This is a genomic window from Stackebrandtia albiflava, assembly GCF_007994225.1.
Lineage (GTDB): Bacteria > Actinomycetota > Actinomycetes > Mycobacteriales > Micromonosporaceae > Stackebrandtia > Stackebrandtia albiflava.
The window spans coordinates 243,921-257,563 of record NZ_VLLL01000007.1; the positions used below are offsets into that span (position 1 = coordinate 243,921).

The 13,643-nt window shown below is 70.5% G+C and carries 13 protein-coding genes; 1 reads left to right on the forward strand and 12 read right to left on the reverse strand.

The features are described 5' to 3' along the window. Positions 1-150: 150 nt before the first annotated feature. The 5 genes from LX16_RS20045 to LX16_RS20065 form a co-directional block, all read right to left on the reverse strand. Positions 151-1,257 carry a hypothetical protein gene (locus LX16_RS20045; protein ID WP_147141439.1) on the reverse strand — a complete coding sequence of 369 codons (1,107 nt, stop codon included), beginning with the start codon at positions 1,255-1,257 and terminating at the stop codon, positions 151-153. Between the two features lie 75 nt (positions 1,258-1,332). Continuing rightward, complete coding sequence (locus LX16_RS20050; RefSeq protein ID WP_147141442.1) at positions 1,333-2,202, reverse strand: hypothetical protein; 870 nt, start codon at positions 2,200-2,202, stop codon at positions 1,333-1,335. A 176-nt stretch (positions 2,203-2,378) separates the two neighbouring features. Beyond that, a complete protein-coding gene (locus LX16_RS20055) occupies positions 2,379-2,579 on the reverse strand; it encodes a cold-shock protein (RefSeq protein WP_147141444.1) in 201 nt (66 codons plus the stop codon). A 182-nt stretch (positions 2,580-2,761) separates the two neighbouring features. After that, positions 2,762-4,432 (reverse strand): phenylacetic acid degradation protein PaaN, encoded by a 1,671-nt coding sequence (gene paaN / locus LX16_RS20060; RefSeq protein ID WP_345740777.1) that lies wholly within the window; start codon positions 4,430-4,432, stop codon positions 2,762-2,764. Beyond that, positions 4,432-5,715 (reverse strand): MFS transporter, encoded by a 1,284-nt coding sequence (locus LX16_RS20065; protein ID WP_147141450.1) that lies wholly within the window; start codon positions 5,713-5,715, stop codon positions 4,432-4,434. Before LX16_RS20065 ends, paaN begins: the two co-directional genes overlap by 1 nt. A gap of 97 nt (positions 5,716-5,812) precedes the next feature. Here LX16_RS20065 and LX16_RS20070 point away from each other — a divergent pair, with 97 nt between their 5' ends. Beyond that, entirely contained in the window at positions 5,813-6,331 is a 519-nt protein-coding gene (locus LX16_RS20070) for an ArsR/SmtB family transcription factor (RefSeq protein WP_147141452.1), read from the forward strand. A gap of 4 nt (positions 6,332-6,335) precedes the next feature. Here LX16_RS20070 and LX16_RS20075 read toward each other — a convergent pair whose 3' ends face one another. From LX16_RS20075 to LX16_RS20100, 7 genes are all read right to left on the reverse strand, one after another. Next, complete coding sequence (locus LX16_RS20075) at positions 6,336-7,343, reverse strand: GNAT family N-acetyltransferase (protein WP_147141455.1); 1,008 nt, start codon at positions 7,341-7,343, stop codon at positions 6,336-6,338. Positions 7,344-7,648: 305 nt separating this feature from the next. Next, a complete protein-coding gene (locus LX16_RS26695) occupies positions 7,649-7,807 on the reverse strand; it encodes a hypothetical protein (protein ID WP_158645665.1) in 159 nt (52 codons plus the stop codon). Positions 7,808-8,103: 296 nt separating this feature from the next. Then, positions 8,104-9,123, reverse strand: coding sequence for a GNAT family N-acetyltransferase (locus LX16_RS20080; protein ID WP_147141458.1), 1,020 nt, complete (start codon positions 9,121-9,123; stop codon positions 8,104-8,106). 66 nt (positions 9,124-9,189) lie between these two features. Next, positions 9,190-10,197, reverse strand: a complete 1,008-nt coding sequence (locus LX16_RS20085; protein WP_147141461.1) for a GNAT family N-acetyltransferase — start codon at positions 10,195-10,197, stop codon at positions 9,190-9,192. Positions 10,198-10,280: 83 nt separating this feature from the next. After that, on the reverse strand, positions 10,281-11,303 hold the full coding sequence (locus LX16_RS20090) for a GNAT family N-acetyltransferase (protein WP_147141465.1): 1,023 nt from the start codon (positions 11,301-11,303) through the stop codon (positions 10,281-10,283). Between the two features lie 91 nt (positions 11,304-11,394). Further along, a complete protein-coding gene (locus LX16_RS20095) occupies positions 11,395-12,423 on the reverse strand; it encodes a GNAT family N-acetyltransferase (RefSeq protein ID WP_147141466.1) in 1,029 nt (342 codons plus the stop codon). 62 nt (positions 12,424-12,485) lie between these two features. Further along, a complete protein-coding gene (locus tag LX16_RS20100; RefSeq protein WP_147141470.1) occupies positions 12,486-13,595 on the reverse strand; it encodes a hypothetical protein in 1,110 nt (369 codons plus the stop codon). Positions 13,596-13,643: the final 48 nt, after the last annotated feature.

Sequence of the window (13,643 nt, forward strand, 5' to 3'; positions counted from 1 at the left end):
GCGGGCACGGACCGGCCCCGCCATCCCGGCTGGCACTCGACGGTCACGAGTGCCAAACACAGGTATAGCACTCTCAGGGCTAGAGTGCCAAACGCGGGGTGTGGAAACGGCCCGTCACCACAGTAGATGACGGGCCGGGTAACCGCCGGATCACCGATCCGCCTCCATCGACAACGACGCCGCCGACACCGGTTCGGTCCGGCCCCGCGCCCACACGTACGTGCACAGGATCATCCCCACCAGCCACACCGACGGGATGATCAGGACCAGCGACATGACCGCCTGCACCAGGATCAGCACGATCACCTCCGCCGCGCCGGACAAGGCGACCGCTGCCGCCGCGGACACCGCGCCCCCGATGAGACCCACGACGCACCCGAACAACACGATGACCAGCCACGCCAGCACGAGCCTGCCGAGCGCGCCGCCGAAGTTCCGGTGCGTCAACTTGATCGACCGCACGTACGGGCTGCCCGCCTCAAAGGTCGCGGCCGGCGCGATCAGGCTCAGCGCGAACAACGCCCACAGGCCGGGCAGGACACACAGCACCAAGCCGATCACCACGGTCAGGTACGCCAGGATGCCCCAACCCCACAGCCGCAGCCCCCGCCGCAGCCCGTAGGCCAGGGACTCCCCCACGCTCACCGACTCGCCGACCGACTCCTTGACGGCCGCGCGCAGTGCCGCCGTCCACGCCAGCGCGGTGAGATACCCCACGATGAGGGCCGCGATCAGCGACGGCAGCGAGCGTCCGATCATCTCGGTGTCGTACTCGTCCATCGAGGCGCCGTAGAGGTCCACCCCGCTGAGCGAGTTCGTCGAACCCAGGATGACCGAGGGGATGAACACGCCGATCAGCATGAGGACGGCGATCGTGCGCCAACTCCGGTGGAAGACCTCCATGCCGCGTTGCCACCACCCGCCGACGTCGTCGGACCACAGCGGGTCTCCGGAACGACCGCCGCCGGGTGGCTGACCGGGTGGCACGCCGCCGGGCGGTGTCCCACCCGATCCGTAACCACCCCAGCCGCCCTGCGCGGGTTGCCCGTATCCGCCCGGCGGGGGTCCGTAGCCTCCGCCGGGTGGTTGCCCGTACCCGCCGGGCGGCTGACCGTACCCGCCGGGCGGGGTCGGCGGGTCGCCGTATCCCCCCGGCTGCGGGGTCGGCCCCCGACCGCTCTGCGGCGCCCCCGGATCACCCCGATACGGATCTTCGGGGGGTTCGTGGCCCGGTGGCGGCGGTGGCGTGACAGTCATGCCCGCAACCTACCAACCGGAATGGACCGATTCGCCCGTTTCGGCCCGAGAGGTCGCCGACGACGGCGGCCCGGCTCAGATCAACTGCTCGGAGGTCACCAGGTCACGGTCACCGGCGCGCGTCTCCGCGTAGGTGACCAGCAGGCCCGCGGCGAGCACCATCCCGGTCGCGACACCCACGACCCAGGTGACCACGGCCTCCGCGCCGACCGACACGACCGTGACGTCCTGCGGCGACATCACCGCCAGGCCGGTCATCGCCAACAGTTGCGCGCCGAGAAGCGACACCGCGACGCACACCGCCCCCACCAGCAGGATGCGCCCGAGCATCGCGCCGAACGACCGGTGGACCAGCCGCAGGGAACGCGCCAGGACCTGGCCGCCGCCCTCGAACACGGCGACCGGCACGAACAACGCGAACACGACCGCCAGGTACATGCCCGGCAGCACGCACAGGCACAGGCCGACCATGACGCACAGCGAGACCAGCAGATACCAGCCCCACATGCGGAGTCCCCGGCGGGCGCCGAAACGCAGCGCGTCGGTGAGGGCGAGGTCACGGCCGTGGGCGTCGTACACCGCGATCCGCATCGCCGAGGCGATCCCCGCGAGCGTGAAGTAGCCCAGCAGCAGGGAGACGCCGACGAGGGCGGCGAACACGCCGGCGAAGGTGCCCAACGCCGACAGGACCAGCTCGAGGTCGGCGGCCGAGGCGCGGCCGGTGGGGTTCTCCGGCAGTGTCCGTTCCACCTCCGCCAGCACGCCGGTGGTGAGGTACGTCGAGTAGGCGCCGCCGATGGTCGGCACGACACCCCACAGCGCCGTCACCGCCGCCATCCGGCGGCCACTGCGGCGCAACGTCTCGGTGATCGCGGTGAACCAGCCGGCGAAGTCGGTGGGGATCAGCGGGTCGTGCCCTGCGGGCACGTCGGCCGGAACGGTCATCGGGGGTCCCATCCTGAAGCTCGGCGGTGACGCGGGGTGTCGCCGCCCACCTTAACGAGGGCGTCCCCGCCGGGTGGCCGCGCGGCGACGCGGGGGAACCCGTCACGGGTTCCGGGCACGAAAACGGCCCGCCCGGCGGAATGCCGGACGGGCCGTAGCGCTTGTCACGCCCCGCCTTATGCGATGCGCACGTTCTCAGCCTGCGGGCCCTTGTTGCCCTGACCGATCTCGAACTCGACGCGCTGACCGTCATCCAGCGAACGGTAGCCGTCCGTCTGGATTGCCGAGAAGTGGACGAAGACGTCAGCTCCGCCGTCCACGGCGATGAAGCCGTAGCCCTTCTCCGCGTTGAACCATTTGACGGTGCCCTGTGCCATGTATTTCCTTCTTACTGTGCCTTGACCCGGCAGCGCGGACGCGTAGCCGGTAGATCACCCAACTAACCTGCCATACGATTTGTTCCCACGGCACTGGTCGCGAACGATGACCGGTTACCGAGGCTACCCGATGGAACGCGGCTACCCCGGCTAGACCCGCAGGTGACGGGCATGACCCACCGTCAGGCGTGCCGCCGCGACTGCACGATCGTGAAGCGTCCGGACACGTAGGCGGGGTCGGTGAGCGAGGCGTTGGCGGCCGGGTTGCCGCCCGAACCGTGGAAGTCGGAGAACGCCGCGGACTGGTTGACGAACACGCCGCCGGTCAGATTGCACGACAGGTGGACGGCGACCTCCCGGGCGACCTCCTCCGCGGCGGTGAGCACGTCCTCGTCGGTGGAGTAGACGCCCATGGTGAGGGCGCCGCGCTCGGCGACGACCTCGGTGACCAGGCGAAGGCTCTCCCGGGTGTCGGCGGTGGTGACCAGGAACGACACCGGCCCGAAGCACTCGGTGCCGTAGACGTCGCGGGCGTCGGCGGGCAGCCGCACCAGCAGCGGCGTCCGGACCCGCGCGCCGGGGTACGCCGGGTGCTCCAGGCGTTTCGAGGCGAGCACCACCTCGCCGGTCTCGGCGGCGGCGTCGATGCGGTCGGCGACCTGCGGGGAGACGATCGCGCCGATGATCTCGACGGCGCGTTCGGCGTCACCGGTGAGTTTGGCCACCGCGCCCGCGATCCCCGCCACGACGTCGTCTGCCGAGACGTGACCGTCGGGGGTGTCGATGCCGCCCTCGGGGATGAAGATCGCCTGGCTGGTGGTGCACATCTGCCCGCTGTACAGACTGAGCGTGAAGGCGATGTTGCGGCACATGCCCTTGAAGTCGTCGGTGGAGTCGACGACGATCGTGTTGACGCCGGCCTTCTCGGTGTAGACCCGCGCCTGCCGGGCGTTGGCCTCCAGCCAGTCGCCGAACTCGGTGGACCCCGTGAAGTCGACGATCCTGACCCGGGGGTCGAGCGCCAGGGTCGCGGCGATCCGGTCGCTGGGGTCTTCGGCGGCCAGGCCGACCAGATCGGCGTCGAAGCCGGCCTCGACCAGCACCTCGCGGGCGTACCTGACGGTCAACGCCAGCGGCAGCACCGCCTGCGGGTGCGGTTTCACGATCACGGGGTTGCCGGTCACCAGCGAGGCGAACAGGCCCGGGTAGGAGTTCCACGTCGGGAACGTGTTGCACCCGATCACCAGCGCGACACCGCGCGGGACGACGTGGTAGCGCTTGTTCATCGCCAGCGGTTCGCCCTTGGCGGGTTTCTCCCAGTACGCGGTGGCGGGCGTGCGTCGCTGCTCGGCGTACCCGTACGCGACCGCCTCCAGGCCGCGGTCCAGCGCGTGCGGGCCGCCCGCCTGGAACGCCATGACGAAGGCCTGGCCCGTGGTGGCGTGGACCGCGTTGGCCAGGGTGAACACGTGCCGGTGGATCCGTTCCAGGATCTCCACGCACACCGCCGCGCGGGTGTCGGGGTCGGCGTCGCGCCACGTCGGCCAGGCGCGGCGGGCGGCGGTCAGGAGCGCCTCGGCGTCGGCGCGCGGGTAGTGGACACCGAGTTCGATGCCGAACGGGCTGCTCTCGGTGGCGACGTAGTCGACCACGTCGGGGGTGTCCAGGTCGAACTGCTTGCCGAGCAGTCCCTCGAACTCCGCCTTGCCGTCGGCCGCCGCGTTCTCGCCGTAGATCCGGGGACTCGGTGATTCGGGGTAGACCGAGTGGTAGCCGCGCGTCGTGATCGCCGAGACGGCCGCGTCGAGGGTGTCGCGATGCTTCGTGAGCAATGGGTGCGTCATGGGTGACATCATGCCGCAGCCTTGGGGTTCTCGGCCAGGACATCGGAGTCCCCGCCGGTCGTCGGCAGCTCCCGCATGCGGCGCAGCGGCGACAACACGATCGGCAGGAACGCCAGGCCGGAGCCGACGACACCCACCCACATCGTGCCCCGGGCGCCGAGGATCTCACCGAGGACGCCGCCGATCAGCCCGCCCAACGGCATGGTCCCCCACACCAGGAAACGCATGGTGGCGTTCATGCGGCCGAGGAGACGGTCGGGGGTGAGTCCCTGGCGGAAGCTGACCTGCGTGATGTTGTAGACGACCACGCCCATGGACACCACGACGCCGCCCAGCGCGGCCAGCCACAGGCTCCACCCCGGTGCGGCCATCGGCATCAGTGCGGCGGCCGGTCCCACTGGCAGCATCGACAGCCACATGGTCGGGCCCTGGCCGAACCGGGCGGTGAGCCGGCGGGCGACGAACGCGCCCAGCAGGCCGCCGGCGCCCGAGACGGAGAAGATCAGGCCGATGGTTCCGGGGGTCTGGTGGAGTTCCCGCGCCAGGAACACCAGTTCCATCGACGCGTACATGGTGTAGAACAGGTTCCCGATGCCGGTGCACAACGCGATCGACCACAGCAGCCGGTTGCCGAACACGAACCGCAGTCCCTCACCGATCTGGGTCCGCAACCGGGTGCCGGGCGCGACGGGTTCCACGACCTCGCGGCTGCGGATCCGGGCGACCGCCAGGGCCGACGTGGCCAGGGCGACGGCGTCGAGGAACAGGACGACCGGCGCGGTCAACCACTGGATGAGGAGCCCGGCCAGGCCGGGACCGGACAGTTGCGAGACCGCGCGGACCGCCTCCAGTTTGGAGTTCCCCTCCATGAGGTGTCGCCGCCCCACCAGATGCGGCAGGTAGCTCTGGTAGGCGACGTCGAAGAACACGGTGAACACGCCGTTGACCAGCACGACGACGTAGAGCTGCCAGATGGTGAGCACGTCGCACCACCAGGCGACCGGCACGGTCAGCAGCAGCGCGCCCCGGGCGACGTCGGCGACGATCAACACGTTGCGGCGGCGCATCCGGTCGACCCAGGCTCCGGCGGGTAGGCCGACCAGCAGGAAGGCGGCGCTGGCGGCGGCGGTGAGCATGCCGACCTGGAACTCACCGGCCGACAGCACCGCCACGGCGATGAGCGGGATGGCGAGTGTGGTGAGTTGGTGCCCGAACTGGCTGACGGTGGTGGACACGAAGAGGCCACGGAAGTCGTGGTCGCGCAGCAGTCCGAGTCGACGGGTGATCGGCATGTAGGGAAGCCTCGGCAATCGATTGGGAAAAGTCAATCGGTATTGTGTCGGAAACCTGGCCGGTGTCGCGCCGTGACCCCGTTCGTAGACTGAGCCGATGCGCGAAGACAAGCCGGCCGCGACCGAGGCGGAGGCCAAGGCACTGGCCTCGGGCCTGCGGATGCGCATCCTCCGGCTGTGCCTGGACGAGGCCCTCACCAACAAGGAGATCGCCGACCGGCTGGACATGAACCCGGCGACCGTCCTGCATCACGTCCGCACCCTGGTGTCGACCGGCTTCCTCGCCGCCCGGCCGGCCCGCACCGGCAGGCGCGGCGCCCGCGAGATCCCGTACCTGGCGACCCGGAAGTCCTGGCGCGTCGACGTCGGCGCGCACCATTCGGCCGGGTTGAGCTCGGCGATGATCGAGGCGTTCATCGCCGAACTCCCCCACGACCTGACCGGGACCGACGGCGGCATGTGGCGGCTCGGGCTCAGACTGACCGACGAGGAGCGCGCCGAACTGCACGCGCGCCTGCAACGCCTCTTCGACGAGTACGCCGACCGGCCGAACGTCGCGGGCGCCCGCCCCTACGCCCTGTTCACGTCACTGCAGCCCGACTCCGGTCGCGACTGAGCGTTCACCACGTCCGCTGGAACGTGTGCAGGGCCCCGTGCGGGCGGAAACCCAGGCGGTCGTTGATGGCGATCATGTGCCGGTTCACGTCGGCGTTGCCGGTCTCCAGGTACCTGACCGACGGGAACTCCGCGCGCAACATCCGGTGCGCCCGGATCTTGCACGCCAGCCCCAGGCGCCGCCCCCGATGTCCCGGGTGGACGATCGTGAGGCCCACCGAGGCGTGCTCGGGCGTCCCCTTCGGCAACTTGACGGTACTGAGGCCGCCCAGTTCACCGGTCTCGCGATGTACTGCGGCCACCGCCAACCTGCCGAGGCCCTCCGCCGCCATGCGCCGCTCCTCGGCCCGCCAGCGGGGCACGTCGATGGCGGCGTCCTCGATGTCCATGTCCCCGCTGGGCACCTCGCCGTTGGCGATGGAGAAGATCGCGGCCACGCCTTCGACGTACCGCTCCGGGACGTCGCCGACCCAGCCGGCGAGCGCGTAGTCGGTCGATCCGGCCACCGCCTCATCCCACGCCGCCGCCTCCGCGGCGGAGTCGACGCCCCGCAGGTCCAGTCGCCGGATCGTGGAGGTCAGCGCCGGGGTGAAGCCGGTGGCGCTCGCGAAGCCCGCAGCGGCGCCGCCGCCGTCCCGGATCGTCGCGATGCCGTTGCCCACCAACCGGGTCAGGCCGTGTGACCGGGCGGCGGCCACGAGAACGTCGAGGAGAGCGCGGCCGACGCCGCGACGGCGGTCCCCGGGTGAGACTCCGACCTCGATGACGCCGATGTCGCGGTTCTCGATGTGGAACCGGGTCAGCCACGCCGCGCCGACGATCCGGTCGGCGTCGCGGGCGATCCACACCTCGACGCTGTGGTCCTCGGTCACCGGTTCGCGCAGCATCGCGGTCAGGCGATGTGGACACACGGGCATGAAGTCGCGGTCGTGTCGCGCGGTGGCGACGACCATGTCGGCGAGTTCGGCGAGTACCCCGGGAGCGGCCGGCGTTTCAAGAGCGCTGATCTGCATGACGTCATGATGACATCAGCAATGCGCCATGGCAAGTGGCCGTGACGGTGGAACGAGGGGCACTGACGGCCGCGAGCCCAGCCGGAACACGGTACGGCAGGGAAGCCGACGAGGGGAAAGTGCCGATCCGGCTCACGCCGGCGGACGGTGGGACTGGGCGACATCGTCGCGATGTCACCGTGACGCCCGATTTGTCCACAACGCTCGGTTTGCGAGAACACCGGCGCCGGGCTCACGCGCATTCCGGAGCCGCCCCCGTTCGGCCACACCGGCGACGGGTGCGGCCGAACGGGCACGGCACGGCGTCAGGGGCAGCTCGGCGGGCCACCGGGGGTGGGGTCGCAGTCCCCCGCCGGAGTCACCACGTCGCTCGCGGCGGCCGTACCGGTCACGGCGGCGGTGCTCAACACGAGCCCGAGCATCACCGCACCGAAGAGCTTCCACATACGAGTGCGTTGGACCATCACAGTCTCCGTTCAGGACCCGACTGGCGCGTCGGCTGAGGGAAGTGTCACCGTGGCCGTCACGGTTCGCCCACGAGACGCGCATCGGCCGGGGACGGGGAACAGCGGGGTCCACCCACCGCCGTTGTCCACAACCGCCCCGTCGTCCACAGGCCACCTCCGCTCCACTGGCGCCGGGTGCCGAAACCGTTCTACGATCCACATATGGGGCGGAGGTTGGAGGCCCCCGGGACCCACCGGGCGAGGTGCCACGCCGCCTCCCCCGGACCACACACCGATCCGCCCGGTACCACGGTTCACCACTCGCGGCGGTAGGTGACGACGCTGCCGTCGCGGACGAACCCGAGCGTCTCGTTGATCGCGATCATGTGCCGGTTGGTGTCGTCGTTGCCGGTCTCCAGCCATCGCACCGCCGGGCGCCGTTCCCGCAGCAGGCGATGCGCCTCCAACTTGACGGCGAGGCCGAGCCGCCTGCCACGGTGTTCCGGGTGCACCAGGGTGATGCCGACCGCCGCGTGCGCGGGGGTGGTCTCCGGCAACCGCACCGTCGTGTACGCCGCCGTCTCGCCGGTGCGGCGATGCACCGCCACCACGTACAGGACCGCCACCCCCGACGGCGCCCGGCGCCGCTCGTCGGCGCGCAGCCTCGCCACGTCGACGACCATGTCCTCCACCTCGAGGTCACCGTGCGGCACCTCACCGTTGACGATGGACACCAGGGCCGCGAAGCCCGCCGCCCGCGCGTCCGGGATCCGGCCCACCCAGCTCACCAGGTCGTAGTCCGCCGACCGGTCCGACGCGGCCGCCCGCAGCCGGTCCTCCTCCTCCCGATCCACCCCGGCCAGGTCGAGCCGCCACCACAGTGTCCGGTGCACGTGAAGGAACCCGAGGCTGCGCGCGAACGCCCCGGCGACCCCGCCATCGTCGTCACCGTCCTCCGGTGCCGCCCCGTCCGCCGTCACGACGCGGCGCCCGTCTGCGGCGGCGGCCTCCAGGCACCGCGCGACGAGCGCCGTCCCGATCCCCTCGCGCCGCCGGTCGGGTGACACCACCACACCGAGCCGGGCGAGGTGCCGGTTCTCCTTCGCCGGCCGGATCAACCACGCCACGCCCACCGTCTCGTCACCACTTCGGGCGAGCCAGGTGTCGCGGTGGAACTCCGGGTTGTCGGTCTCGTTGAGCTCGAACGACAGCAGGGTCGTGCACGGCGGCGCGCCGAAACCGTCGTGGTCGGCGGCGGCGACGATCACGCCGACCGTCTCGGTGGTGAGCCGGTCGGTGTCCGGTGCGCCGGGGGCGAAGGCGGTGATCTCCATGACCCCATCCTGTCGCCGCCACCGCCTCCGTGACCCGTCGGGTGTCCCCCTCCCGGCGGACGGGGTTCACAGACGCCGCTGGTACACGGTGACCGCGCCGATCGGGCGGAACCCGAGCCGCCGGTTGACCTCGCGCATGTGGTCGTTGACGTCGGCGTTGCCGGTGTCGATGGTCGTCACGGCGGGGAAGTGCCGGACGACGTCGCGCTGCACCCGGATCTTCATGGCCAGCCCCAGCCGGTGTCCGCGGTGCGGCGGCGCGACCAGTGTCATGTTGACACTGGCCAACCAGGGGTTGCCGCGCGTGATGAGGAGCGTGCTGTAACCCGCCACCTCACCGGTCTCCCGGTGACGGGCGGCCACGCCGACCCTGCGGACGCCGCGTTCACGTTCCGCCACCTCGCTCTCGCGCAGTCTGGCGACGTCGAACTCGACGACCTTCCGGTCCACCTCGCCGGTCGGGACGTCCAGGTTCACGCGGGTCACCAGGGTCGCCACCCCCTCGGCCAGCTCCTCGGGCACCTCGTCGACATACCCGACGAGGTCGTATCCGGCCGAGGCCCGGGCCGCCTCCGGCCACCACCTCCCGGCGGCGGCCTCGGAGTCCGCCAGGTCGAGCTGCTGCCCGATCATCCGCTGCGCGGCGGTGAATCCGTGGACGGCGGCGAACTCGGAGGCGGTGTCGGCCCACACCGAGCGCTCGGGCAACGGGCCGGTGGCGTTGGTGAGCATCGTCGTACATCCGTGTTCCCTCGCCCGAGTCAACGCCGTCTCCAGCAGCGCCGTACCGATCCCCCGTCTGCGGTGGCCGGGTGCCACGAGCAGGCCGAACTGGGCGAGATGGCTGTTCTCCCGTTCGGGGATCGTGATCATGAGCGCGCCCACGGTCTCGCCGTCCTCGACCACGCGGTACATCTCGCGGTGCTCACCGGGCACGGCGCGGGTGATCAGGTGCCGGGTCTGGTGACGGCATTCGGGCATCCCGTCCCGGTCGTGGGCGGCGACGCGCTCCCCCAGCGTCAGGAAGTCCTCGACCTGCCGGGGATCGTCGGTGTCCAATCTCATCGGTGTCATGGATCATGTGTACACGACCTGCGCCAGACATGAAGCGGCCCAACGGGAAGCGCCGAAGCGCGGTCCCGTCGGGCCGTTTCGGTTCAGCCTCGCGGCAGCGTGATCTGGTACTCGTACCAGGCGTCCACGGTGCGGAAGCCCAACGCCTCGTTGATGGCGATCATGTGGGCGTTGACGTCGGCGTTGCCGGTGCCCACCGTCTTCACCTCCGGCCGGGCCGCACGCAGTTGGCGGTGGTTCTCCAACTTCACCCGCATGCCCAGTTTGTGGCCGCGGTGCTTCGGCGACACCAGCGTGATCCACTGGTCCGCGACGTCCCCCGGCTCGGTCTTCACGCCGATCACCGTGTTCGCCACGATCTCGGTGCTGCCGATCGGCCGCGCGACCACACCGCAGCAGAAGATGCCGCGCGCCAGGGTCGCCTCCTGGTTGTCGCGCATCCGCTGCTCGTCGATCTTCTCCGGTTCCAGGTCGAGCTCACCGATCGGAGCCTCGGCGAGGAAGGTGCTGTCCAACCTCGCCACCGGCTCCAGGAGTTCCCTCGGCATGACCCCGGTCCACGCGATCGTCTCGTAGCCCTCGGAGGCGGCCAGGGCCTCGGCCGTCATCCGCTCCTCCTCGGCCGGGTCCAGGTAGTCGACCGGCGCCCGCCGGTGCACCTCGGTCAACGCGAGTGACGCGCCCATCGCGGTGAGGAAGTGGCGTCCGGCCTCCGACCTGGCGGGGCCGTCCTCCCAGCCCGCGATGGTCCCGATCGACAGGCTCCGGCGGCCGGCACCCTCGGCGATCGCCACGGCGGCCTCGAACAGGGCGCGGCCGATGCCCCGGCGGCGGTGTCCGGGGTGCACGGTGATCTCCGCGCCGGCGAAGTGCAGGTTGTCCATGGTGGGGAGGTAGACCTCGGCGTGACCGACGATCACCCCGTCCCGCCGCACCACCCGATGCACGATGTCGGCGCCCGGACGTGGGTGACGGAGGTTCACGGGGAACGCGACACCGCACGGCCCCGGGTTGTCGGGTTGGTCGGCGTCGTGTGCGGCCCGGTGCAGCGCCAGCAGTTCCGCGGCGGTGTCCGCGTCGTGCGTGTCGATCGTCGTCGTCTCCATTCCCGAAGTCTGCGTCCGGTGCGGGGCCGCCGCAACCGGTTTTACCTCGGGCGGAGCCAGGGGCGGCCGACGCCACGGCCACCCCCGTCCGTCATGCCGTGAGCTTCTTCTGGAACGCGACCCAGCGTTCCTGCGCCCGGTAGCCGACCGCCTCGTTGATGTTGATCATGTAGTCGTTCTCCTCGGCGTTCCAGGTGTGCACGTACCGCATCCGGGGCCGGTAGGAGGTCACGAACCGGTGGTTCTCGATCTTCAGGATCGTGCCGATCCGGTGCCCCCGGTGGTCGGGGTCGACGATCGTGATGCCCTGCCAGCAATGGGTCTCGGATACGGGGTTCACGATGATGTCCGTCCATCCGGCCAGTACGCCGGTGGCGACGTGACGGACTCCGGTGTTGAGCGACAGTTGTCCGGCGGTCAGGCGGACGTCCTCCATCTCACGGATACGGGCCGCGTCGACCTTCTGGGGCTCCATGTCCAGGTCACCGGTCGGCGAGTCCGACAGCAACCGGCCGTCGAGGTAGGCGACCGCGTCGACGAGGTCGTCGGGTGCGCGACTCACCCACTGCACCAGTTCGTATCCCTCGGCGCGCTCCCACGCCTCGGCCAGCATCCGGTCGAGTCCCGGCTGGTCGGCGACCGAGAGGTCGGCACGACGGCGGATCTCGTCCAGGCCGGCGGTGAACCCGGTCGCCAGCGCGAACCGTTCACCGTGGTCGGCGCGTTCCGGCCCGTCCGGCAACTGCTGCATCACATAGGTGATCAGGGTGGTGCGGCCGTCGGCGACGGCGCGGCGCTCCACCTCGGCCAACAACGCGGCCCCGACGCCGGTGCGGCGGGCGGCCGGGTCCACCTCCAGTTCGAACTCCACGAGGTGACGGTTGTCCAGCTGTGAGTACATGACCTCGACGGTGCCGACCGGTCGGCCGTCGCGGACGGCCAGCAACTGTTCCACCCGCGTGGCCCTGGTCGTCCGGGTGAGCCGGACGATCGAGGGGGCCGGTGACGACGGCGGGAAGTCCGGTATGTCCTGTGCGCGGATTCGTTCCCGCATGGCGAGCCAGGCGTCGACCTGTGCCTGGTCCATGGGGTCGAGCGCGGTGATCTCGATATGCGACATGCCGTCATTGTGCGGTGTCGGCCGTGGTGGCGCGACCGGTTATCGCGGCCGCGCCGGACGCCCTATCCGAGCTCGGCGAACTCCTCCTGCAGCGCTTCGAGGATCGCCTCGGTGTCGGGTTTGAAGGTGGCGACGCCGGTCACCGTCCACGACGAGTTGATGGGGTATTCGACACCGTCGGCGGGGACGTTGAACGTCACGGCGCACGACAGCGACACCGTCTCGCCGATCTTCGCGTCGGCCTTGTCGTCGCACTTCTTCGAACCGAGCGGGCCGCCGTCCGCGGTGGCCTTGAACGTGATGGACACCTTGTCCGCCAACACGAACTCGCCGCTGATGTCGGCGGTGACATCGACGCTCATCGTGCACTTGAAGGTGGAGTTGGAGCACTCCATCGCCGGGCTGCTCTCGGCCAGGACGAGTTGGCTGTCGTCGGTGTACACGGTCGCCAGTTCCCCGATCGCGGTCTCCAGGACTTCGAGCAGGGCGTCCAGCGCGCCGTCGTCGAGCGCCGCGACATCGGTGCTGAGGATCACTCCGCCCGGGTCGGACGGGTCGACCGTGACGCCGACGTTCACGACCGCGACCACGGTGTGCGGCGGGGCCACCGTCACGTAGACGAAGCCCTCACCGACGGCGATCGGGTACACCTCGACTCCGTCGAGGTCCTGCGGCTCGGGCAGGGCGATCTCGGTGGATCCGGCGTCGCCCATCGCCTCGGTCAACAGCGCCGCGTACTCCTCGGGCGTCAGGAACGCGCCCGCGTCGAACCACTCGGCGGGATCGACCTGCACCCACTCGCCGTCCACTTTGGCCGCATGGCTGTCACTGGCGCCGTAGGAGATCCAGAACGCCTCGCTCGCCTTGACGTACACGACCCCGTCGATGGTCATGATGTCCACGGTGTACTCGCCGACCTCGGCCGTGCCGTAGGAGGTTCCCGACTCCGTCACCTCCATGCTGACCGTCGCCGGCTCACCGGAACCGCTGATCTCACCGATACCGCCGGTGTACTCCAACAGGGGGAGGTCCGCCAGCGCCGCCATCGCGCCGCCGACCACCTCCCTCGTCTGCGCGGCGGGATCGGTGAACGCACCGATCTGCGGCGACACGCAGCCGGCGAGTACGGCGACGGCGAAACCGGATGTCAGTGCGAGGGATCGTGAACGCATTGCGGAACCTCGTGTTCGACTGGCATGCGATGGGCGACCGTGAACCGC